This is a genomic window from Hydrogenophaga pseudoflava NBRC 102511, assembly GCF_001592285.1.
Classification (GTDB): domain Bacteria; phylum Pseudomonadota; class Gammaproteobacteria; order Burkholderiales; family Burkholderiaceae_C; genus Hydrogenophaga; species Hydrogenophaga pseudoflava.
The window spans coordinates 1-23349 of the sequence record NZ_BCWQ01000017.1; the positions used below are offsets into that span (position 1 = coordinate 1).

Below are 23349 nucleotides of genomic sequence, written 5' to 3' on the forward strand. Positions count from 1 at the left end.
ATCCTGATGGGACGCCGCATGTCGTCGCGCGGCAATACCCGCGCCGATGGTGGCGTGCCCAACATCAACCAGTTCGGCAACTCGTACCAGCTGCTGCCGGCCGACTGGGTGGGGCCGTTCTACCTCCAGTGAGCAAGGATGGCACTGTTGCATTTCGTCCGTAGTACCTTTTGTGGCAGAGGCCTGCTGGTCTGCTGCTCCGGTCTTTCCTTCGAAGTGATCGTCTCAGAAGACTGCTGTCGTTCTTCATAGAATGGGCTCAGTTGCTGATGGTGTGTGTGCTGCCGCCCTGCACCCAGCTCTTTCGGGCCAAACGACACCGGGGCGACGCAGCCCCATGGGAAGGAACAAATGCCGATCCCTGCCAGTTCGTGTCTCTCCATGTTGCTGGCAGCGCTGGCCAGCGTGTCGATGTTTGCTGCCTGCGGTCCAGCACAGCCGGGAGTCAGTTCCCCGGGCCTAGTTGAGACCCTTGCCAGCAAGTCCGATCTGGTAGCGTCGCCGGAGCCCTGGGATCGCAAGTCTCTCGGTGGATTGGGGGCATCGTCGACGGGGGCTGGCACTCTCACGCAGGTGGTCTACCGCGCCACCGACCAGCGGAGCGAAACGCCGGGCAGCGCTCAGTCATCCCGCACGGTTGCGGCAAGCCTGGACGCCACGCGCTTGAGTGGTCCGGCGCCGCTGGCGGTGCAGTTTGACGCCACGGGCACCACCTCCAGTCTGGCGGGTCAGCACCCGTTCCACCAAGTGCGTTATTCGTTCAATTTCGGTGACGAGCGGGGCCAGACGTGGGCGATATCGGGTCTGCCAAAGAATGTGCAGTCGGGTGGTCCGCTGGCTGCGCACGTGTTCGATCATCCGGGTACTTACCAGGTGCGTGTTCGTGCAGCCGATCTGGCAGGGGGGTACTCTGAGCGCTCGGTCAGCGTGGAGGTGCTCGACCCCAACGTGGTCTACGCGGGGACGAAAACGATCTGCGTGTCGACGGTGGGCAACTTCTCGGACTGCCCGGACGGGGCGTCGCGCGTGGTGATGGTGCCCAACTCGGCAGCGCTCAACGGCCGCCGGGTGTTGTTGCGCCGAGGCGAGACGTTCGGGTCCATCGAGATCGGACATGGCAGCCAGAACGTGCAGGTGGGGGCGTTCGGAACCGGTGCGAAGCCGCGGGTGAGTCGTGTGCTGGTTGGGTCGATAAGACCCTCTTCTGCGGCGTTCCCTCAGGACATCTCCGTGATGGATCTCCACATTCTTCTGAATTTCGAACAGTTCGGGACGATGTCTCGTCTGTTGCTGTACCGGAACACCTTCGATGTGCCAACGGGTGATTTCCTGGCTGCCCAGATAAGCCTCGCAAGTGCGCTGGCCTACATTGTTCAACACCACAAGCTGGCACCGGACCAGTATTTCCAGCCACGCGAGCTGTTCGTGGTGGAGAACCAGCTGAGGGGAAGCACAACGCTCCCGCACATCAACATGGCGGGCGAAGGCAGCCGCTTCGTCATCATGGGCAACGACATGAGCACGGCCCAGCAGCACACGGTGCGTCTGTGGCGCATGAACAAGGGGTTCATCGCGCACAACGCACTGCGGGGACGCTCATCCGACGGCACCCGCCATGCCTTGAAGATCCACTCTGGAGGACTGGGCGCCTACGACGACAACTATGGCATTTCGGGGTCCACCTGGGCATCAAGGCAGATCGTCATTGCCAACAACCGCTTGGGAGACGCCACGGACAACAACTCCTTCACCGGCGGAGCAGCTCCTGAGAACAACGGCCCCGACAGCCGCCAAGGCCTGGAAGACGTGGTGCTGGAGAACAACGTGTTCCACCGTGGCCCGAACACGAACACCGAGTTCATCCTGATGGGGCGTCGCATGTCATCACGCGGCAACACCCGCGCCGATGGTGGCGTGCCCAACATCAACCAGCTTGGCAATTCCTACAAGCTGCTACCGCCCGACTGGGTGGGCCCGTTCTTCACCAAGTAGCCGCTGCGCCTTGCCCATTGACCGGCTGGTGGCCCCAAAACGCAGGCCTCATATCCGGCCGACGTCTGGCGAGCGCTTGCGCTGGAACAGGTACAAATTGTTGCGTGTACCATCCCTTCCAGTACCCAGCTGAATACTGCCGACTCAGTTGCGGGGCCCAAAACCCAAGATGTGCACAACCCAGATATGACACAGCGTTATGTTTTGATCTCGCCGTGCCGCAACGAGGCGAAGTACATGCGCCAGACGCTGGACACCGTGGTGAGCCAGTCTGTTCGCCCGGCCCGCTGGGTCATCGTCGATGACGGTTCCAGCGATTCGACGCCGCAGATCCTGGCCGAATACGCGGCCCGCCACGACTGGATCCAGATCGTCACCCGCCAGGACCGTGGTCACCGTGCGGTGGGTCCGGGCGTTGTGGATGCCTTCTATTCCGGATACGCAGCGATCCATCCGCAGGACTACGAGTTTGTCTGCAAGCTGGATCTGGACCTGCGTCTGCCACCCAGGTACTTCGAGATCCTGATGCAGCGCATGTCCGATGAGCCCCGTATCGCGACCTGCAGCGGCAAGGCCTACGTGGAGGAAGGCGGCCAGCTCATTCCAGAGCGCCATGGCGATGAAACGTCGCTGGGCATGACCAAGTTCTACCGGGTCAGCTGCTTCGAGGCGATCGGCGGCTTTGTGCGCGAGGTGATGTGGGATGGCATCGACTGCCACCAATGCCGCATGAAGGGCTGGATCGCCTGCAGCTGGGACGACCCCGATCTGCGCTTCGTGCACCTGCGACCCATGGGCTCCAGCCAGGACAGCATCTACACCGGCCGCATGCGCCACGGCTACGGCCAGTACTTCATGGGGACCGGCTTCCTGTTCATGGCGGCGAGCGCGTTGTCGCGCGTCAACCAGAAACCCTACGTGCTCGGCAGTGCAGCCATGTTGTGGGGCTGGCTGAAGGCGGCCCTGCAGCGAAAGCCGCGCTACGACAACCCGGAGTTCCGGCGCTTCCTGCGCGCCTACCAGCTCCGGGCGCTGCTGGTCGGCAAGGCCCGCGCGGCGCGCGAACTGACGGGGCGTGCCTGATGTGCGGCCTGGCTGGAATCGTTGGACGCGTCGGTGAGGCGAACCGCCTCGCGCTGCAATGCATGACGGACGCCATGGCGCACCGGGGACCGGATGGCGACGGCATCTGGATGGGGCCGGCGGACGCCCGTGGCTGGGGCGTCATGCTCGGGCACAGGCGGCTGTCGATTCTCGACCTCACTTCGGCAGCCTCGCAGCCCATGACGGACCCCGAGCGCGGCGACGTCACCGTGCTCAACGGCGAGATCTACAACTACATCGACATCCGCAGGGCGCTCGGCGCCCAGGGCCAGACGCTGTGGTCGAGCGGTGACACCGCGGCCATGCTGCGGCTCATCAGCATGCATGGGTTCGACGCGGTGCAGGAGCTTCGCGGCATGTTCGCGCTGGCCGTGTGGGACCCGCGTCGCCGCGAGCTGCTGCTGGCGCGCGACGCGCTGGGCATCAAGCCGCTGTATTTCATGAAGAATCCCGACGCCTCGGGCGACTGGACCTTCGCGTTCGCGTCCGAGGTGCGCGCGCTGCTGCGTTCCGGTCTGCTGCGCAAGCCCCGCCTGCGCCGGTCTGCCGTGGCCAGCATGGTCTGGAACGGGTTCACGGTGGCGCCGGAAACCATCGTCGATGGCATCGAGTCGCTGTGGCCGGGCGAGATGAGGGTGTATGCCCAGGATGGGCGCGAGCTGCGGCGCAAGCGCTACTGGACGCAGGCCGCGCTGCCGCGCACGGGTGAATCGACCGACCAGGACGTGGCCATGGCGCTCGAAGACAGCGTGCGCCGCCACCTCGCTTCCGATGTGCCGCTCGGGGTCTTCCTCTCGGGTGGAGTGGATTCCTCCGCCATCGCCAACGTGGCCAAACGCGTTTCCCGCGACCCGGTCCACTCCTTCACACTCGCGTTTGCCGAGCAAGAGCGCAACGAAGGCGAGATCGCCCGGGCCGTCTCCAAAGCGATCGGCACGCAGCACCACGAGATCGTTCTGCGCCAGGAGGGATTTGTCGATCGGCTGGACGAGGCCATGGGCAGCCTGGACCAGCCCAGCTTTGACGGCCTGAACTCGTTCTTCATGTCGCAGGCCGTCGCACAGGCCGGCTTCAAGGTGGCTCTGGTGGGCAGCGGAGGCGACGAGCTGTTCGGTGGCTACACCTCGTTCCGCGACCTTCCTGCGATGGCGGCATGGTCGCGCCGCCTTGGCTTCGTTCCGAGCGCTTTGCGCAACGCCGGCGCGCGGGCGTTTGCGCGCTGGAAGGCGCCCGATGGTGGGGCTTTCCGGCCCCAGACCCGCTGGGCCAAGCTGCCGACCATGGTCGAGGCCGGGGACGACCTGCTGGCGCTCTACCAGTGTGCCTATGCACTGTTTCTGCCCGACACCCACCGCAGCCTGCTGGGCACGGCGGCGCATGGGCTGGAGATGGGCTACTGGGGGCTGCCGTCCGAGGTGGTCGCGGCACTGCGCACCGAGGTGGACGGACGCAGCGATCTGTCGTCCATCGCCATGCTGGAGCAGCGCCTGTTCCTGGGCGAGCGCCTGCTGCGCGACGCCGACTCGACGAGCATGGCCGCTTCCATTGAAACCCGCCTGCCCCTGGTCGATCAGCAGTTGCTCGAAGCGGTGGCGTCCTTGCCGGACGACGTCCGTTTCCAACCCGTGCGCTCCAAGTCGATGCTGCGCAGCGCGGGGCTTCAGGGGCTGGACCCGGCCCTGTTCGACCGGCCCAAGTCGGGCTTCGAGCTGCCCTACGACCACTGGCTGCTTGGCGCACTGGGCTCGGAAGTGGGCGCGGTGCTCACCGACCGCGACCTGATGGCCAGCGTGGGGCTGGCGCCGACCGTCGTGGCCGACCTCTGGCGCGCCTACCAGGCGGGCGCCCCAGGTCTCTACTGGACGCGGATCTGGTGCCTGTACGCGCTGGCATCGTGGGCGCGGCGGCATGGTCTGTCGGTGGAGTCCGCGCCATGAGGGTGGCCTACCTCATCAGCGAGTATCCGAAGGTCAGCCACAGTTTCATCCGCAGAGAAATCGCAGCGCTGGAGCGGCAGGGTGTCGAGGTGCTGCGTTTTGCGATCCGAGGGCCGTCGGACGGAAGCCCCGACTCAGCGGACGTCGAGGAACTGCGGCGCACGCGCTACGTGCTGGGCGCGGGCGCCATGTCCACGCTCGCCCACGTGATGGCGGCCGTGGTGCGACGGCCGAGGGCCTTCATGGCCGCGGCCCGTTCCGCGTGGCGGCTGTCCCGTCGCGCAGACCGCAGCCTGCTGCACCATGTGGCCTATCTGGTCGAGGCCTGCATCGTCGGGAACTGGATGCACAAGGAAAAAGTGCCGCACCTGCACGCGCACTTCGGTTCGAACCCTGCCACGGTGGCCATGCTGGCGGCACAGATCAACGGCGGCACCTTCAGCTTCACAGCGCACGGCACGGTGGAGACGGACGCAGCGCAGTTCATCGGCATTCCCGAGAAGGTGCGCCGTGCGGCGCATGTGGTCGCGGTCAGCGAGTACGGACGAAGCCAGCTGTGCCGCTGGGTGGAGCCCTCTCACTGGAAAAAGATCTCGGTGGTGCACTGCGGACTGGACGAGGGCTACCGTGCGCCTCCCGCGCAGCCGTTCAACGCGGTGCGGCGCTTTGTCTGCGTGGGGCGATTGAGCTCGGAGAAAGGGCAGTTCGTGCTGATCGACGCGCTGGGCGAGCTGCGTCGCCAGGGCGTGGAGGCCGAGCTGGTGTTGGCGGGCGACGGCGAGCTCCGGTCCGCCATCGAACAGCACTGCCAGCTGCGCGGGGTGGCGGACCGGGTGCGCATCACCGGCTGGATTTCGGGTGCCGATGTGCGCAAGGAGATCGAGGCCTCGCGCGCGCTGGTGCTCAGCAGCTTTGCCGAGGGCTTGCCGGTCGTGCTGATGGAGGCCATGGCCTGTGCGAGGCCGGTGATCGCCACACGCGTGTCTGGCATTCCCGAGCTGGTGCGCGATGGTCAGGACGGCTGGGTTGTGGCGCCCGGCAACGCCCTGGAGCTGGCGCAGGCCATGCGCCGCTGCCTCGAAACGGAGGCCCCGCAGCTCCAAGCCATGGGCGAAGGGGCGCGGGCGCGGGCGCTGGAGCGGCACGATGTCGACCGGTCGGCGCAACAGCTGCGTGAGATCTTTGCTCCGCTCGCCGGGGCCAGCGCATGAGCGCGCGCAGGGAGTTGCCATGAGCGCGGTCTCGACCCTCAAGGCCCTGGTCCGGGACACCTGCGGCCAAGCCCTTTCGGTGGCACGCGTGACCGCGCCGTCGCGTCGGCTCGCGCAAAGACTCTCCATCGTCACCTTCCACCGCGTCCTGACCGGGCCGCAGCGACGGGTCTACCCATTGCCGGGCCTCGCCGTCACCCCGGACGAACTGGACGACCACCTCCGGTTTCTCACCCGTCATTTCCAGTGCCAGTCGCTTGATGCCGCCCTCGGGCTGTGGGAACAAGGTCGCATAGCCAGCCGGCCACTGCTGGCGATCACCTTCGACGATGGCCAGCTCGACAACTACGAGAACGCGCTGCCCGTGCTGGAGAAGCATGGCGTGACCGCCAGCTTCTATGTTCCCAGCCAGGTTCTTGAGGATTCGACGCCGCTGTGGCACGACACCATGGCGGTCTCGGTCGCCTGGCTGGTGAACCAACTGTCAGGAGAGGGCGTTCGGTCAGGATCCACGGACCGCGGCGCGGCGCTTGCGTTGTTCGTCGAACTGCACCCTGGCGGGGAGCTGGGCGGTGTGGCGGGCCACCTCACCGTTGAAGCCGCGCTGGAGCACACGAAGCGCTGGAGCCCCGCGCAGCGTGAGGACTGGATGCGGCGCGCCAGCGGCGTGCTGCCCCCCGCCCAGCGGCCCGGCTGGGATGGGTTCATGAGTGTCGAGCAGATGAGAGACCTCGTGGCCCGCGGTCACGAGATTGGTAGCCACTCCCACTCCCACGCGCTGCTGCCGCAGTGCACGGACGACGAACTGCGCGCCGAGATCGCCGGCTCCCGCCAGAAGCTGGAAGCCGTGCTCGGCACGCCGGTGACCACCTTCTGCTATCCCAACGGGTCTTTTGATTCGCGGTGTGTGGCGCAGGCCCGCGAGGCCGGCTACCGGGCGGCCGTCACCACCCGCTGGGGCAGCAACGCACCCGGTGCAGACCTCTTCCGCCTGCAGCGCTTCAACATGAACGCGCAGCATGCGCAGGACCGGAACGGGCGCTTCTCCGAGGCCCGTCTGGCCTGGCGCATGAGCGGACTGCACCCGGGACTGGACAGGGTGAGCCAGGACCCTTGCGGCGGCGACGCCACGTGACTTTGCAGGCAGCTCAGTCTTTTCTGGGCGAAAAACCCATCACGGCGGGGTGATCCAGCCGGTGCAGCAGCGCCTGCATGGAGGCGATGCTCTGGAAGCGGCCAACGAACTTGCCGAACAGCGAGCGCTTGAGCAGCGGGAAGCCGGCGTCGATCATCTGTTCCGGGCAATTCAGGCACAGGTCCAGATGGCGTGAGCCATCTGCGTACCAGTAGGCGCCCACGCTGACGTGGGGGCTGGCCACCCGGGCCAGCAGGGTCTCCTGCAGCAGGATGACCGATTCGGAGGAGTCGTAACACCACTCGGTGGAAATCACCGGCGCGATCACTTTCAGCAGCTCCGCGTCGACCTGCCGGGCGATCAGGGCAAAGGACTGCAGGTGGTTCTCTTCGAGCGCGTTGGCGCTCAGGCCCGCCACCCGCCAGGGGGCCTGCTCGACAAAGGGAGTCAGCGGGGAAAACGGACCGAGCACGGAGTCGTTGAACATCAGCACATCGGAGCCTGGAGCCCGTTGTGCCAGCTCGTTCAGGCAGATCGCGTAGGCCGAGAAGTCAAAGCCATCCGTCCCTTTCCAGTACAGCGCATCGCAGTGCCGCTTCAGCTCATCGAGCACCGGGTGACCGGGGGGGCAGGCGCACACGATCATCACCGAGGCATCCTCTGATGCGAGGCGTTGGAGCGTGAACCGGTGCTGGGTCGACAACTGGCCCTGGGGCGCGTACAGGAAGTACATGAGCCAGCGGCCGGCTCCGCTGGCCGGGACCACAGGCTTCCAGACCGGGGGCTTCTGTCGCGTCCGGCGGGCCCGCCACCGGGCCACGATGATGCGCGGGCGCGGCTGGCTGGGTTCGTAGTTCCAGAAGGTCTGCGCCCCTTCCACCGGCCTGGCGAGTTCAGTACGCATTCTTGCCCGTCAGCGCGCCCAGGGTGCGCAGCAGGATGGAGAAATCGAGCCACAGCGACCAGTTGTTGATGTACTCGATATCCGCTTCGATGCGCGCCTGCATGCGCTCGATGTCGGTGGTCTCGCCTCGAAGGCCCCGCACCTGGGCCAGTCCCGTGATGCCGGGTTTGATGTTGTGGCGGGCGAAGTAGGCGTTGATGCCCTTGGAGTACAGCTCGTCGTGCTGCACCGCGTGCGGTCTGGGTCCCACCAGCGACATCTCGCCCATGAGGACATTGAAGACCTGCGGCAGCTCGTCCAGACTGGTCTTGCGGAGGAAGGCCCCCACGCGGGTCACCCGGGGGTCGTTGCGGGTGGCCTGGCGAATCACGCCGGCCTCGGGCTGGTGCACATACATGCTGCGGAACTTCCAGATGTGGAACACCCGCCCGCTCCATCCCATGCGCGCCTGCCGGAAGAACACGGGGCCCTGGCTGTCGAGCTTGATGGCCGCGGCGATGATCAGCAGGACCGGCGAAATCACCATCAGGATCAGCAACCCCAGGATGCGGTCTTCTAGGGCCTTGAGCAGGAGCCTGGTGCCTGTCAGCGGGGTTTCAGACAGGGTCAGCACGGGCAGTCCCGCGATTTCCCGGACGCTGTGATTGACCAGCAGCAGCGAGAAGATGTCCGGCACCCAGTGCACCGACACATGGCGGTCCAGCAGCTGGAAATACAGGCTCTCGATCAGGTCGGACTCGCCCAGGGGGATGGCGAAATACACCGTGCGCACGTCGTGGCGCTCGATGATGGACAGCATCTGGTCGAGCGGTCCGATGATGTTGAGCTCCTTGAGCGATGCGAAGTCCGAGCTTTCGTACAGGGTGGCGCCCGCCCTGGCCTCGCTGACCTGCGCGGCCGAGGGCAGCTCCAGACAGCCCACCACCTTCTGGTTCAGCCACGGGTTGCCCGAAATCTTGTTCTGCAGATAGCTCGCGAGCTTGCCCGTTCCGACGATCAGCACGTTCTCGGCAGGCAGAGCGTGGACCATGACCCGGATCTGGATCTCGCGGCTGAGGTACTGCAGAAAAACCTGCAGCAGATAGCCCGCGATGAACAGCTGCCCCAGCAGCAGGCGGGAAAACACATCGGTCTGCTTGGTCACAAAACCGACGACCAGCAGGAAGCCGAATGTCAGCGACCAGGCCTTGAAGAGGGTCAGGGCCTTGCGCGTGAAACTGCTGTTGCTGCGGTAGACGCCGAACTGGTTGTAGGCGAACACCATCACCATGGCCAGAAGGAGCAGCAGCACGGAATAGGGCGTGGTGACGGTGCCGATGTGTTTCTGGATCAGCAGCAGGGACAGGGTCATCACGGCCACCACGTCCACCACGGCCTGCACCGCCGTGGAGATGCTTCCGCGGCGCTTGAGGATGGATCGATGGGGTCTCTTCGAGAGTGCCATGGAACAAATGTATCGGGTTACGACGAGCGGGCGACCCGCATCAGCTGCCGCGCTGTGCCACGCCGGTCTTGGGGTAGCTGGTCACCACCGACCAGATCACCTCGCTCATCAGTCGGGCCAGTTCCGGCGAGATGGGGGGCAGCTGCGTCCCGTCGACCAGCCGGATGGTCTGCGACTCTGCCGGAGGCGGGCGGTGATAGAGGACCGCGTAGTGGGTGAGGGCGACGAGGTAGTTGCCCAGCGCACTGAGATGAATCATGTCGCGTTTGCCCTCGTCGCTGATGTAGAACAGGTCTTCGCGCGATCGCAGCCGGTCGACGCCACCGCGGGCTTCCACCTCCCGCACCAGACGGGCCATCACCTGGCCGGCGGGAATGACGTACACCGGACCGCCGGTGTCGCCGTGCGCCAGGCCCCTTGCCAGGAGCACACCCTCCCAGTAGAGGCTCAGGTCCTCGTCCAGCCGTTCCAGCCAGCCTTTGGGGTCGTTCAGCTCGTGCCAGAGCTCGTAGAGGTATACCCGGATCTTGGGATTGGCTGCCCGCGCTGCCCGTGCCCACTGGCGGATGTACTGCGGGCTGTCGTGGTGCTTGATCGCGTCTTTGATCTCCACCGACTCCGTCAGGACCAGTACGTCGAACTGGCCGCTGTTGACGGCCTGGTGCGCGTCCTGGTAGCGGGGGTGCGCGTTCTCGATCTCGAAGCCGTTGACCGGAACGTCAGGTTCCCAGTGCGACCTCAGCGAGGCGCCCCATCCCAGCTGCGAGCGGTGGTCGTGGCCTGCGCCGGCCAGCTGCTCCAGCATCATGGGGATGTCCTTGTTGACCAGGCTGTGGCCGATGTGGAAGACGCGCAGCGGCTTGTCAGGCGGCGACAACGGCTGCGTGTACAGGGCCGAGAGTTCGACCGGGTCGAGCGACTTGTGCCATCCGCAGGCGGTGAGTGCGAAGGCCAGCAGGTATTTCAACGAGTGTTTCAGCATCATGTGGTGGAGGCACGGGTTGAAGAGGGCGACGCAGTATGACCGGTCTGGACCGGGGAAGTGCCCATGCGTCTGGCGTCGGCGAGGTGCGGGCGCATCGCTGCGGCCAGCACCTCCACATGGGGTGGCTCCAGGATGTCCATGTGTTTTCCAGGCACGCGTTCGATGGTCAACCGTGGCAGCAGCGAGCGCCAGCCATAGGCCGGCGCCGTGGACAGGTCGTCACCGGCTTGCAGGAAGACGGCGGGCAGGTCACAGGGTGTGGCCTCGTGGTCGCGCATGGCCTTGGCATAGACCTGGATGCGCCGACTGCCGGGTTCGTGTCGGTGTTCGGTCTGGTGCCGGAACACACGGTAGACGTGCAGGACGTGCCCCAGCCCCCCGCGCCGGAGCAGGCGCAGGCGCCTGACCACCCCCGCCACCAGGTGCCTGAAGCCATGTCCGGGCAATCTGGAGTCGAGCAAGGCGATCAGGCCGATGGTTTCGCCTTCTGTCTGCAGCTGTCGTGCCACCTCGAACGCCAGCAAGCCGCCGATCGAAAAGCCACCGAGGAAATAGGGGCCGTGCGGCTGGATGCCTCGGATCAGATCCTTGTATTCCCGCGCCAGCGTCTCCACGGTCACCACGGGCGGCGCCAGGTCCGTCGGCTGCTCCAGCAGGTCGATTTCGGTCTGTGAGAACACGCCGTACACCGGCATGCCCGGATCAAGCAGCTGCGCCAGCCGCCTGTACATCTCCGCGCCTGCCAGCAGGAAGAGGCCAGGACCCTGACCAAGGGGTTGCAGCACCGCCACCGGGATGTCCTTGTGGTCCCCGGGCGAGGTCTGCGACAGCGCCTCGGCCAGCTCCGCCACCGTGGGATGCTTGAACAGCAGGGCCAGCGCGCAGGGTCGTTGCAGCGCCGACTCGATGCGGCTGACCACCCCCACGGCCAGGATCGAGTGCCCGCCGAGGTCGAAGAAGTTGTCGTGGATGCCGATCGTTTCGGTCTGCAGGGCGGCTTGCCAGATGGACAGGATGACCGTTTCGGTGGGGTTGCGGGGCGGGGTCAGCGAGGTGCGCCCTCCCGAAGGATTGACGGAGGGCGCTGGAAGCGCACGGCGGTTGGTCTTGCCGTTGGGCAGCACCGGGATGCTGTCCAGTGCGACAAACAGGCCGGGCACCATGTGGTCCGGCAGCCAGCGGCGCAGGTGCTCGCGCAGCTCGTCGCGAGAAGGCAGAGGCCCTCTGGGGACCACGTAGGCCACCAGCCGGGGCTGACCTGGCGAGTCCTCGCGCAGCATGACCACCGCGCGTGCGATGGCTTCGTGGGCGAGCAGCCGGGACTCGATTTCCCCAAGCTCCACCCGGAACCCGCGCAGTTTGATCTGATCGTCGAGCCGGCCTCCGTGCTCCAGCGACCCGTCGCAGCGCCAGCGCCCGCGGTCCCCCGTGCGGTAGATGCGGGTGGTGAGCGGGTCCGGTGCATCGGGCTGGTCGATGAAGCGCTCGGCGGTCAGTGCCGCCTGCCGGTGATAGCCGATGGCCACGCCGGTGCCGCCGATGTAGATCTCCCCGGGAACTCCGATCGGGCATGGCTGCAGGTGCGGGTCGAGCACCTGGATCGAGGTGTTGAGCACCGGGCGGCCCAGGTCGATGGCCTGGACGGCGCCCGGAGACACCCGCCAGCAGCTGGACCACACCGTGGTTTCGGTGGGGCCGTACATGTTCCAGACCTCGTCGCAGCGGGCGAGCAGCTGGCTGGCAAGATCGGGCGTCAGGGGCTCGCCGCCCACCAGCGCCTTGAGCCGCGGGTTGCCAGCCCAGCCTGCGTCGAGCAGCAGGTGCCAGCGCGACGGTGTGGCCTGCAGCACGGTGATGTCCTCTCGCGCCAACAGCTCGGCCAGCGCCCGGCCATCGGTGGCGTCGGCCTGGCTGGCCACCACCACGGTGCCGCCCGTGCCCAAGGGGAGAAACAGCTCCAGGACGGCGATGTCGAAGCTGGGGGTGGTCACGGCCAGCAACCGGTCGTGCACGGTGCAGCCGGGCGCGCGCGCCATGCTCTCCAGCAGGTTCACCATGGCCCGGTGTGGCACGGCGACCCCCTTGGGCCGACCGGTGGAGCCGGAGGTGTAGATCAGGTAGGCCGGGTCTTCCGGGCGGGCATCGAGCAGGGCATCGTCCGGCAGCCGGTGCGGTGCGGCCGCGTCGATCTGCGCGCGGTCCCTATCGACCAGCAGGCGGGGGGTCTGGTCCTCGTCCAGCACCACCGAACTGTGGCTCACCAGCAGCGCCAGCTCGGCGTCCAGCATCTGGTCGCTCAGCCGTTGCCGGGGATAGTCCGGGTCCAGGGGCACGTAGGCCGCGCCTGATTTGAGGATGGCCAGCAGCACGATCACCAGTTCGTGGTTGCGGGGCAGGCAGACGCCCACACGGCAACCCCGCGCAACGCCGCGCTGGCGCAGCAGCCTCGCCAGCCGGTTCGAAGCCTCGTCCAGTTCGTGGTGGGTCAGCCGCGCAGCGCCGTGGACCAGCGCGGGCCGCTGGGCCGACTGCAGCAACCCCCGGGTCACCCAGGCGTGCGCCGATGCGGCGACGGGTGCCTCGACGGGGCCATGCGACCACTGGTTCAGGTGCTCGCGTTCGGCCTCGCCCAGCAGCGGGAGTGTGGCCACGCGGGAGTCCGGCGCCTGGATGGCGATGCGCAGGATCTGCAGCAGGTGCTCGCCCATGCGCTGCACCGTCTCCGGCACGAACAGGTCGGTGGCGTACTCGATCGTGAAGGCCTGGTCGTACATCACGTCGACCACCACACTCAGGTCGAACTGGGTCGACGCCCGGTCGAAGTCCAGCCGCGACCAGGTCAGGCCTTCGAAGTGGCAGTCCCGGGCCTGCGTGTTCACCATGTTGAAGAGCACGTTGAACAGCGGCTGGCGGCTGCTGTCCGGCCGGGCCGCGAGTTCGCGGACCAGCACCTCGAAGGGCATGTCCTGGTGCGAAAAGGCCTCCAGGGAGACGGTGCGCACGCGCGAAAGCACCGTGAGGAAGTCCGGGTTGCCGTCCAGATCGGTCCGGAACACCAGGGTGTTGACGAAGGTGCCGATGAGGTTCTCGGAGGCCAGATGGTGCCGGTTGGCAATGGGCACGCCGATGCCGATGTCGGTCTTGCCCGTGTGCCGATGCAGCAGCACATTGAGTGCCGCGATCAGCACCATGGACAGGCTGGCCCCGTGCGCCGCGCCGAGCGCGCGCAGGCCGGCGATGTGCTCGTGCTCCAGTGGAAAGCGCAACGCCGCACCGCGGAAGCTCTGCTCCAGGGGGCGTTGCAAGTCGTTGTTCAGCGGCAGCAGCTCCAGGCCGTTCAGCCGCTGCGACCAGTACGCGAGCTCGCTGCTTCGTCGCTCGGTTTCAAACCAGTCCCGGTGCCAGACCGCGTAGTCCGCGTACTGGATCGGGAGCTCGGGCAGGCAGGCCTCGGACCCGGACACCAGGGCGCTGTAGTGAGCCGCCAGCTCGCGCCCCAGCTCCGCGAACGACCACTGGTCGCTGACGATGTGGTGCATCACGATCAGCAGAACCGCGTCCTGTTCGGCCAGGTGGATGAGCTGTGCGCGGACCAGCGGGCACTGGTCCAGCACAAAGGGCTGGCAGGTGACATCGGCCAGATGGCGGCGCAGCACCCCGTCGGGCACACCGCGTCCCTCGGTGGCCAGCCGCACCTGCTGAAGGGGCACGGCCGGTGGCGGCACCACCTCGGCAAACACGCCGTCGGCGGTCTTGACAAAGCGTGTGCGGAGTACTTCGTGGCGTTCGACCACGCGATCCATGGCCTTCTGCAGGGCCGCCACCTCCAGCGGCCCCTTCAACCGCATGGCCAGCGGGATGTTGTATGCGCTGCTCTGTGGCGCCAGTTCGTGCATGAACCACATGCGCTCCTGGGAGAACGACAGGCCCAGCCGGCTGCCAGGGCCGCGCGCCGCTGAAGGTGTGGCCGCGGCCGGCACCGATGGGCTCGCCACAACGCTGTCCGGCGTGGGCGACAACTGCATCAGCCGCTCGGCGAGTCCGCGCACCGTGGGCGTCTCGAACACCGCGCTGATGGGCAGGTCGAGGCCAAGCCTCGTGCGCAGACGCGAGACCAGCTGTGTGGCCAGCAACGAATCGCCACCCAGGTCGAAGAAGTTCGCGTCGTGGTCGATCACCTCGTGCCCGAGGATCTCGGACCAAAGCAGGGTCAGGCTGTCCAGCAGCGCGGCATTGGCGGAGTGGTCCGTCGCCGTGTTTGTGGAGGATTGGGCCGACAGGCGCAGGGGCTCCAGCCGCCCCTCCAAATAGAGGCGCCGCGCCGCGCCGCGCTGCGGCTTGCCGCTGGAGGTCCGGGGCAGGGTGCCGGTGCGCAGGGGAACGATGTCGTGCAGATCGACCTGGTGCTCCGCGGCCACCCGCTTGTGGACGGCATCGACCAGCTGCCGCACCACGTCCGGCGAGGGGCGCCGGCTGCACTCGACCAGCATCACGACCGCTTCCCGGTCTCCCTTGTCCACCGAAATGGCGATGACGCCACCGCCCCGGATGCCGGGGTGCGCCGATTCGGCTGTCTGCTCCAGGTCCTGGGGGTAGAGGTTGCGGCCGTTCGCGATGATCAGGTCTTTGCGGCGGCCGGCGACGAACAGCTCGCCGCCGTGCAGGAAACCCAGGTCGCCGGTGCGCAGGTAGCGCGTGGGGTCGGCAACTTCGGGGGCAAGGGTTCCGCCAAAGTGCTCGGCGGAGACGTCGGGCTGTCCCCAGTAGCCCTGGCCCACGCTCGGTCCGGCCACCCAGATCTCGCCGATCCGGTCGGGGGCGCAGGGCGTCCTGGTGTCGGGATCGACGATGCGCAGCTGGAAACCCGGCAGCGCCGAGCCGCAACCCACCAGCGTTCTGGTGCCGGTCGCTTCATGGTCGGCTGGTCGCACTTCGTGGCGTTCGATGGCCTGCGCATCCAGCGTGATCTGTTGCAGCGGTGTGGCGGCATTCTTCACGGTGACTGCGAGCACCGCTTCCGCCAGTCCGTAGGAAGGCGCCAGTGCCGCACGGTGGAACCCGAAAGGCGTGAAGGCCTGCGAGAACGCGTCCAGCGTGGTGGCACGCACCGGTTCCGCGCCGCAGGTGGCGTATCGCCAGCTGTCCAGACGGGCGTTCCATTGCGGTGCGCGGGCCAGTGCCTGCACGCAGGCGGCGTAGGCGAAGTTGGGTGCACCGCTGTGGGTGACGCCATGCCGGGCAATGGCCTCCAGCCACTTCAAGGGGTGCAGCAGAAACTGCACGGTGGACATCAGGAACGAGGTGCCACCCGAGTACAGCGGCTGGAGCACTCCGTGCACCAGGCCGTAGTCGTGGAACCAGGGCAGCCAGACCAGTGCCTTCATCCGGGGCGTGTCCACACTGCTCACCAACGAGCGGCACTGGGCCAGCACGTTGTCGTGGGTGATCTCGACGCCCCGCGGGGCGCTCGTGGACCCGGAGGTGTACTGCAGATACGCCACCGGGCTCTCGTCCAGGCCTTCGGGTGACGGCGCCACCGCGTCGGTCTGCAGCGGTTCGTTCAGAAGGGTGTCCAGCGTGCACCAGGTGCGCTCGGGGATCTGGGTGCGGCCGGCTTCGATGTGTCCCTCGTCGGTCATGGCCAGCGCGACATCCGCACTGTTGGCAATGCCCAGCAAACGCGATTCGCTGTTCCGTGCGTTCCTGTTGTCCGGCGCAGGCGCTGGGACGGGGATGGCGCCGGCCAGGATGCAGCCCCAGAACAGCTGCACAGCGTCCAGGTTGTTGTCGAATGCGAGCAACACCCGATCACCTGACCCGATGCGCGCGCGCAGACGCTTCGCGATGGCTTCGGCCGACTGGCCCAGCGCGGCGTAGCTCAGCGAGTGGCTGGTTTCCAGGCCGTGCCCCAGGAACACGTAGGCCGCGTGTTCCCCGTAGTCCGCCACACGCTTGCGCAGCAGTTCGCGCAGATGGGCGTACTGGAGATCAGAGGTGGGCACGGATCACCTCGCTGCGGTGCCTGAAGACGGCGACGTCGTTGAAGGGGTGACCATCTTGCGCGGCCCGGCCAATGAGGTCCGCGAGCCGCTGGCGATCCCGCGCCAGGCCGGCCAGACTGGACACCAGTGCGCCGACGTCGTCTTTGGGGGTCAGTAGGCCGCCGCCGTGGGCGGAGATCAGGTCCTTCGGGAACGGGCTGTCGTAGCCGACCAGTGGCGTGCCTGAAACCAACGCTTCGATCAGGTTTCTCGGTGACTCCGGGGTCTTGTGGCAGAACACGAACACCTGGGCCTCGCGCAGAACCTTCAGGATGGCCGCGCGGTCCCTGATGAAGCCGGGCAGCGCGACCTGCCCGGTCAGTCCCAGGCGCTCCACCTGCGCCTTCATCTCGGGCAGACGTTCGCCGTCCCCCCACCAGGTCGCGCGGAAATCGACACCGGCGTCCTTCAGCGACGCCATCACCCGGATCCAGTCGTCGGCACCCTTCATCACGTCGGCACGGCCGAGATAGCAGATGTGCAGCGGGCCTTCCATGACTCCCTGCAGCTTGTTGCGGAGGGCATCGGGCGGGATGCGGTCCTCCTCGCGGAGGTGGATGTCGTGGACGATTTCAGCCTGTGAGGCGTAGGGCGCGTAGGTGGCGTAGGTTTCGGCACCATGGAACAGCCCCAGGGCCGAGCGCCGGATGATGGCCCGCTCCAGTGCGGCCATGGGCCGGTGGTACAGCGATGCTTTCAGCCGCGCCCGGCGGGTGCGGGCCGCACGGGCTTCGTGCCGCACCACTTCGGACTCCACCCGGTCGGTCCAGACGGCAAAACGCCGACCCTTGCGGTGGGCTTCCAGAGCGGCCACCGAGCCCCAGTCGCCGAAGAGCCCGCCAATCGAGAACGACAGGTAGTCCGCTTCGTCGATCAGCTGGGCAATCTGGCGCCGCACCGAGGGGAGGAAGCGGAAAAAGCGGTCGGGGCGGTAGGCCGACGGCAGGGCGACGAGGTGCACGCGCTCCAGGTCGATCGCCGACGAACGCACCGGAATCCAGCTCGGCGGCGGGGTGCCGGGCTCCAGCGGGTGCATCACCGTGACCTGTTCGAAGTTTTCGGCCCAGAGGCGCAGTCCGTTGCAGGCCTGGTCTTCCAGCAGGTATCCGTCTTTTCCGGCGTAGAGCGGCACGGGTGCATACAACAGCAGGCGGCTGCCGGAGGTCTTCATGTGGGTGCTTTCAAGGTGTTGCATGGCTCGTCGGCGCGCAGCAGTCGTTCATGAGCCCGACCCGGCAGGCCCGAGCATCCAGGCCAGGACCAGGCCATCGCGCGCGAGCAGGGTGCCTTGCCCGGTGCATCGGGGCACCGGGGTGTCGCTGGAGGCGGCGCGCACCACAAAACCGGTGGCATCCGCCGAGAACGTCACCTGCACATCGAGGAAGTCCAGCAGGCGCCCGGTCTGCGGGTACTGCCACTTGTAGAAGGCCTCCTTGGCGCAGAACAGCCGGGTCACCCGCCGTCCCCGCTCGTGTGGTGGCAGCTGATCGAGCAGGGCCCGTTCTTCGGTGGTGCAGAGGCTCGGCCAGAGGTCGGACGCCATGGCCCGGTCTTCTTCGATGTCGATGCCCACCGCGTGCACCTGGTGTCGCCGGCCGACCACCGCCACGCACACCCGGCCACCGTGTGCAATGGACCCGGTCAGTCCGTCGGGCCAGATCGGTGACCGGTCGGGGGCACTCGGAATGGCTGCGGGAACACAACCGATCTGCTGCATCGCAGCGCGTGCCGCCTGCCGCCCGGCGGCGTACTCGCTCTGCCGGGCCGGCACCGCTTTCAGGATGGCCGCGCGTTCGGCGGGCCAGAGCAGGTCTGGCTCGCCATCAACGCCGGTGCAGGCCACGCCAACACCCGCGCCAAGAGCCTGCGCCAGCTGCAGGCGCAAGGACTGCAGCAGCGGGAGCTCTGTGGACGATTGAAGGCATTCGAGCGCGTGCATCAGTCCTGCGGCAGCTTGCCCGAGCGCATCGCGCGCCGGCGCGACATCGCGTCGGCCCGCATCTGCGCGCGTTCCGTGGATTCCGCCGCGGTCTCGGCGGTCTCGCGGGGCTTGTCGTCCAGGTGCTGCGCCAGCGCCGAGAGGGTCGGGAAGCGGAAGATGTCGGTGATGCTCAGCCGGGTGGTGTTGAGCGCCTGCTTGATTTCGCGGTGGGCCTGAACCGCCAGCAGCGAATGGCCGCCCAGGGCGAAGAAGCTGTCCTTGGACCCGATCTGTGGCACGCCCAGGATGCGGGACCAGATGGCCGCGATCTTCTGTTCGACCTCGTTCTCGGGAGCGACAAAGGCCTCGGTGCGCTCGCGCTGCGTGTCCTGCGAGGGCGCGGGCAGGGCCTTGCGGTCCACCTTGCGGTTGGGCGTGAGCGGGAACTCGTCGACCATGACGAAGTGCGCCGGCACCATGTGCTCGGGCAGCCGGGTGGCGGCCCACTCGTGCAGCTGCTCGGTCGACACGCCTGCGTCGGCGCGCAGGTAGGCCACCAGGCGCACGTCGCCCGGCTGGTCTTCGCGGGCCACCACCACGGCCTGCTGCACACCGTCGCACGATTCGAGCACCGCCTCGATTTCACCGAGCTCGATGCGGTAGCCGCGGATCTTGACCTGGAAGTCGGCGCGACCGAGAAAGTCGATGCGCCCGTCCGCGCGCCAGCGCGCCAGGTCGCCGGTGCGGTACATGCGGGCACCACCAGGGGCGGCGCAGTCCGGGCGCACGAACGGGTCGGCCGGGAAGCGCTCGGCGGTGAGGTCGGGGCGCTGCCAGTAGCCGCGGGTGACCCCGTCGCCACCGATGTAGAGCTCGCCCGGCACACCCACCGGCACGGGTTCCTGGTGCTCGTCCAGCACGTACATCTGCGTGTTGGCAATCGGGCGACCGATGTTGACGATGTTCTCGCCAGGCCCCGCGGTTTCCGTGGACGACCAGATGGTGGTCTCGGTGGGGCCGTACATGTTCTCGATGGTGGCCGCACCGAGCTGGGACAGTTCGGCCACCAGCGAACCGGGCAGGGCCTCGCCGCCGATCATCAGGTGTTGGACCTTTCCCAGCGCAAGGCGGGCCTCGTCGTTCATGGCGATCATGCGCGCCATGCTGGGCGTGCACTGCAGATGGGTGACGCTGTGCCTCACGATCTGGGCCGCGATGGAGAAGTCGTCAGGTGCCGGGCCGGCGCCCTCGTTGGACCTGCGCAGCACCTCCGCCAGCGGGTAGAGGCCTTCCATGACCTTTTCGGACGGAATGCCGTAGTCGATCAGACAGGCGATTTCGTGCACGCCAATGCGCTTGAGCTGCTCCACCCGGTCCAGACAGTCCTCCACCGTGCCGAACAGGCCGGAATCTTCGAAGTAGCGCTGGAATGCGAACTCCAGAATGCCTTCGAGCTCCTCGGCGTCGAGGGTGCGGATGTCGATCTCGGCCGGGTTGGTGACGCCTTTTGGTTTTTTGAAGGCGGGGAAGGCCCAGGCGTACTGCTTGATCAGGCCGGCGGCGCTGCGCAGGTAGTCCTTCATCGGGCCACGCGCGGTCTCGCGGGCCTGCTCGCGGTCTCGGGCCACATAGGTGTGCAACATCAGCGTTACCGTGAACTTGGCCGGGTCGTGGCCGGCCTCACGCAGCGCGTCGTGGTAGAGCCCAATCTTCTCGGCGACTTCCTCGATGGTCTGGCCCAGCAGATGGGTCAGCACGTTGGCGCCGACCCGTCCGGCGTCGCGCCAGGTCTCGGGGTTGCCCGCCGTGGTCACCCAGATCGGCAGCTCCTTCGAGACGGGGCGCGGTTGCGTCTTGACCGCGAAGGTGCCATCCTTGGTAGGGAAGTCCACCGCCTCGCCGCGCCACAGGCGCCGGATCTGTTCGGTGGCATCGAACAGGGCCTGCCGGTTGGCGGGCGGCGTGTTCTCGGGTCGGAGCACGAAGTCGTCCGGGTGCCAGCCTGATGCCACTGCGAGCGCGGCACGGCCATTGGTCAGGTTGTCGATCACGGCCCACTCTTCGGCAACGCGCGCCGGGTGGTGCAGCGGCACCACGCAGCTGCCCGCGCGCACGCCGATGTTCTTGGTGACGGCCGCCACGGCGGCGCCGGTCACCGAGGGGTTGGGGTAGGGGCCACCGAAGGCGTGAAAGTGGCGCTCAGGCGTCCAGATCGCGCAGAAGCCATGCGTGTCGGCAAACTTGGCGCCTTCCAGCAGCAGCTCGTACTTCTTGGGGCCGGCGCCATCGTCGTTGCCCCAGTAGTAGATGGAGAAGTCCATCTTCTGGCCGCTGGCGATGCGCCCGGACGACACCAGCGCCCGGTTCTCGTCGCTGCTGAGCACCAGCTTGAAGCCGCGCGCCAGCGTGTAGAACAGTTCGAGCACCGAGATGTCGAAGGACAGGCTGGTGACAGCCAGCCACACGCCCGGCGGGTCGTGCCGGATGCGGTCGTCCATGCCGCGGAAGAAGTTGGCCACGTTGCGATGTTCCACCATCACGCCCTTGGGGCGGCCTGTCGAACCCGAGGTGTAGATCATGTAGGCGATGTCGGACACGCTCACGCCGCTGGCCGGATCGGTGTCGGGCTGGCTGGCGATGGCGGGGTCCTGGTCGATCACCAGCACCTGGGCCTGGTGGGCGGGCAGGCTGTCCACCAGCGTGGACTGGGCAACGATCACTGGCGCGCCGCTGTCCTCGATGTAGAGGGCAATGCGGTCGGGCGGGTAGGCCGGGTCCAGGGGCACATAACCACCACCCGCTTTCTGGATGGCCAGGGCGCCGACCAGCAGGTCGAGCGAGCGGGGGGTGTACAGCCCGACCAGGGTGCCGGGCAACACGCCCATGGCGATGAGGCGGTGGGCAACCTGGTTGGCCCGGCGGTTGAGCTGCGCGTAGCTCAGCGACTCGCCTTCGAACACCACCGCCGTGGCGTCGGGGGTGCGCTGCACCTGCTGCTCGAAGAACTGGTGCACGCAGGTCTGGCGTTCATAGTCGCAACGGGTGTTGTTCCAGCCGTAGAGCACCTGCTCGCGTTCGGTTTTGCTCATGACAGGGAGCCGGCCCAGCAGCGTGTCCTGGGCCGAGGCGTCACCCAGCGCGTCCAGCACGCGCTGCAGGCGCTGGCACAGGGTGTTCGCGGTCTCGGCGCTCAGGCGTGTTTCGTCGTACCAAAGGCTGAGGCCGCCCTGCGCGGCGACCTGGATCGTGAGGGCGGTGCCGTCGATGCCGGCCGAACCGTGGCACGTGGTCAGACCGACCTGGGGTACGGTGAGGGCTTTGATGGCCGGGTCGCGGGCGACCAGGTCGAGTGCAAAGGCGGGCGCCTTCCGTGCGGCCGCCAAGGCGTCGCTGCACTGGGCCGAGAACACCGAGAACGGGGTGTCCCCGGCGGCGTCGAGGCGCAGCGGCACCCAGGTTGACAGGAAGCCTGGTGCCTGCGGGATGTCTGCGTCCCGGTAGGCCAGGTCGAAACGGTTCTTGCCGCTGACGCGTGCGACCCAGGCCGCGACGGCGGCCAGCAGGCGGTCGCCGCCGAGGCTGGCGGGTACGTTCAGCGGCAACGAGTGCCAGAGGCTGGGTGCGGTCGATGCGGACACCAGCGGCAGATCGACCCCTTCGGGCGTCTGCAGGCACTTGCGCCAGGCGGCTTCACCTGTGACAACGCGTGCCATGGCATCGGTGAGGGCCGCCGCGCTGGCGGCGTCGGGCAGCGGCAGGCGATCGCCCGCCTGTGCCACGGTCGTCGGGCACACGGCGGCGCCCTGGGTGTCGCGCAGGCCGGCCAGGCGCACCGGGACCGAACCCGTGCCCACCACCAGTCCGCCCATGGTGGCTTCGAGCACCTCGCCCGGGGCTGCTGCAGCGCTGGCCTCGACCGCTGCCGTGGCCACCAGCAGCACCCGGTCGCCGACCACCAGCTTGGGACAGCTGATCGGGTTCCAGTAGCTGCCGTGGTCCAGCGCCGCCACCAGGGCCACCACCTCCTCGGCGGGCCGGGACAGGTCGATGCGGGCCGCTGCGGCGGGTCGGTCCAGGCGCGCGTGGTAGGAGCGCTGGCTCAGGTCCTGGGGGCGGCGTTGGGGGCCTGCACCGTGCAGATCCGCCAGCAACTCGGAGAAGCTTTCGATGGCTGCTTCGTAGCAGCGGGTGTTCAGCGTGAGCGCCGTTTCGTTGGGCGCCATGTCGAAGAGGCGCTGCTTGACGATGTCACCTTCGTCAATGCCGCCTTCGATCATGTGCCAGGTCACGCCGTGCTGCTTTTCCCGCGCCAGGATCGCCCAGACCGGTGCGTTCAGGCCGGCGTGGCGCGGCAGGGGGCCGTCGTGGAAGTTGATGGCGCCGCGCGTGGCTTTGGCCAGCACCGGCTGGGGAATGACCGACAGGTTGGCGATGCTGAAGAACCAGTCGAAGCCCACGTCGGACAGGCGCTCGGCGAGCCCTTCGCCAGGGGGTTCCACACGCAGCCTGTGGTTCGCCGCCCACGAGCGGATGTCGGGGTTGCGGGTGACCACCGCGCCGATGCGGTCACCCGCCCGCAGGAGTTGTTCGGCACATTCGATCAGCAGGGACTCATTGCCCATCACCACACAGGAAAAACTGCTCATGGGGGACTCCGGGATTGGTCAGTTCGGAA

12 protein-coding genes and 1 tRNA gene are annotated in these 23349 nt (G+C 67.4%); 6 read left to right on the plus strand and 7 right to left on the minus strand.

Features of this window, described 5'->3' with window-relative positions; genetic code table 11:
- The first annotated feature begins 351 nt into the window (after nucleotides 1-351).
- The 6 genes from HPS01S_RS21880 (at nucleotide 352) to HPS01S_RS18605 (ending at nucleotide 7379) form a co-directional block, all read left to right on the plus strand.
- Nucleotides 352-1992, plus strand: a complete 1641-nt coding sequence (locus tag HPS01S_RS21880) for a PKD domain-containing protein (protein WP_157576453.1) — start codon at nucleotides 352-354, stop codon at nucleotides 1990-1992.
- A 186-nt stretch (nucleotides 1993-2178) separates the two neighbouring features.
- Nucleotides 2179-3075, plus strand: coding sequence for a glycosyltransferase family 2 protein (locus tag HPS01S_RS18590; protein WP_066159573.1), 897 nt, complete (start codon nucleotides 2179-2181; stop codon nucleotides 3073-3075).
- Nucleotides 3075-5033: an asparagine synthase (glutamine-hydrolyzing) gene (gene asnB / locus HPS01S_RS18595; protein WP_066159576.1), complete on the plus strand. Its 1959-nt coding sequence runs from the start codon at nucleotides 3075-3077 to the stop codon at nucleotides 5031-5033. Before HPS01S_RS18590 ends, asnB begins: the two co-directional genes overlap by 1 nt.
- Before the next feature lie 299 nt (nucleotides 5034-5332).
- Nucleotides 5333-5441, plus strand: a tRNA-OTHER gene (locus HPS01S_RS21885).
- On the plus strand, nucleotides 5393-6244 hold the full coding sequence (locus tag HPS01S_RS18600; protein ID WP_157576456.1) for a glycosyltransferase family 4 protein: 852 nt from the start codon (nucleotides 5393-5395) through the stop codon (nucleotides 6242-6244). Before HPS01S_RS21885 ends, HPS01S_RS18600 begins: the two co-directional genes overlap by 49 nt.
- A 19-nt stretch (nucleotides 6245-6263) precedes the next feature.
- On the plus strand, nucleotides 6264-7379 hold the full coding sequence (locus HPS01S_RS18605) for a polysaccharide deacetylase family protein (RefSeq protein WP_066159581.1): 1116 nt from the start codon (nucleotides 6264-6266) through the stop codon (nucleotides 7377-7379).
- 13 nt (nucleotides 7380-7392) lie between these two features.
- Here HPS01S_RS18605 and HPS01S_RS18610 read toward each other — a convergent pair whose 3' ends face one another.
- Genes HPS01S_RS18610 through HPS01S_RS18640 form a run of 7 tightly spaced genes read right to left on the minus strand, consistent with a single transcriptional unit; the run spans nucleotide 7393 to nucleotide 23320 of the window.
- A complete protein-coding gene (locus HPS01S_RS18610; RefSeq protein WP_133156608.1) occupies nucleotides 7393-8283 on the minus strand; it encodes a hypothetical protein in 891 nt (296 codons plus the stop codon).
- Nucleotides 8273-9727 carry an undecaprenyl-phosphate glucose phosphotransferase gene (locus HPS01S_RS18615; RefSeq protein ID WP_066159587.1) on the minus strand — a complete coding sequence of 485 codons (1455 nt, stop codon included), beginning with the start codon at nucleotides 9725-9727 and terminating at the stop codon, nucleotides 8273-8275. The genes HPS01S_RS18610 and HPS01S_RS18615 overlap by 11 nt, the downstream gene beginning before the upstream one ends.
- 40 nt (nucleotides 9728-9767) lie before the next feature.
- Nucleotides 9768-10712 (minus strand): hypothetical protein, encoded by a 945-nt coding sequence (locus HPS01S_RS18620; RefSeq protein ID WP_127805923.1) that lies wholly within the window; start codon nucleotides 10710-10712, stop codon nucleotides 9768-9770.
- Entirely contained in the window at nucleotides 10709-16714 is a 6006-nt protein-coding gene (locus HPS01S_RS18625; protein ID WP_066159593.1) for a non-ribosomal peptide synthetase, read from the minus strand. Before HPS01S_RS18625 ends, HPS01S_RS18620 begins: the two co-directional genes overlap by 4 nt.
- The gene (locus HPS01S_RS18630) at nucleotides 16701-17924 is read right to left on the minus strand and encodes a glycosyltransferase (protein ID WP_066159597.1); all 1224 of its coding nucleotides are present in this window, start codon (nucleotides 17922-17924) and stop codon (nucleotides 16701-16703) included. Before HPS01S_RS18630 ends, HPS01S_RS18625 begins: the two co-directional genes overlap by 14 nt.
- 48 nt (nucleotides 17925-17972) lie before the next feature.
- The gene (locus tag HPS01S_RS18635) at nucleotides 17973-18692 is read right to left on the minus strand and encodes a 4'-phosphopantetheinyl transferase family protein (protein WP_066159600.1); all 720 of its coding nucleotides are present in this window, start codon (nucleotides 18690-18692) and stop codon (nucleotides 17973-17975) included.
- Nucleotides 18692-23320 carry a MupA/Atu3671 family FMN-dependent luciferase-like monooxygenase gene (locus tag HPS01S_RS18640; protein WP_066159604.1) on the minus strand — a complete coding sequence of 1543 codons (4629 nt, stop codon included), beginning with the start codon at nucleotides 23318-23320 and terminating at the stop codon, nucleotides 18692-18694. Before HPS01S_RS18640 ends, HPS01S_RS18635 begins: the two co-directional genes overlap by 1 nt.
- Between the last annotated feature and the right edge of the window lie 29 nt (nucleotides 23321-23349).

Bases quoted from the DNA above. Each gene is read 5' to 3' on its own strand.
- HPS01S_RS18610 (WP_133156608.1), bottom strand. From the start codon at position 8,283: ATGCGTACTGAACTCGCCAGGCCGGTGGAAGGGGCGCAGACCTTCTGG.
- HPS01S_RS18590 (WP_066159573.1), top strand. From the start codon at position 2,179: ATGACACAGCGTTATGTTTTGATCTCGCCGTGCCGCAACGAGGCGAAG.
- HPS01S_RS18615 (WP_066159587.1), bottom strand. From the start codon at position 9,727: ATGGCACTCTCGAAGAGACCCCATCGATCCATCCTCAAGCGCCGCGGA.
- HPS01S_RS18620 (WP_127805923.1), bottom strand. From the start codon at position 10,712: ATGATGCTGAAACACTCGTTGAAATACCTGCTGGCCTTCGCACTCACC.
- HPS01S_RS21880 (WP_157576453.1), top strand. From the start codon at position 352: ATGCCGATCCCTGCCAGTTCGTGTCTCTCCATGTTGCTGGCAGCGCTG.
- asnB (WP_066159576.1), top strand. From the start codon at position 3,075: ATGTGCGGCCTGGCTGGAATCGTTGGACGCGTCGGTGAGGCGAACCGC.
- HPS01S_RS18630 (WP_066159597.1), bottom strand. From the start codon at position 17,924: ATGAAGACCTCCGGCAGCCGCCTGCTGTTGTATGCACCCGTGCCGCTC.
- HPS01S_RS18640 (WP_066159604.1), bottom strand. From the start codon at position 23,320: ATGAGCAGTTTTTCCTGTGTGGTGATGGGCAATGAGTCCCTGCTGATC.
- HPS01S_RS18635 (WP_066159600.1), bottom strand. From the start codon at position 18,692: ATGCACGCGCTCGAATGCCTTCAATCGTCCACAGAGCTCCCGCTGCTG.
- HPS01S_RS18605 (WP_066159581.1), top strand. From the start codon at position 6,264: ATGAGCGCGGTCTCGACCCTCAAGGCCCTGGTCCGGGACACCTGCGGC.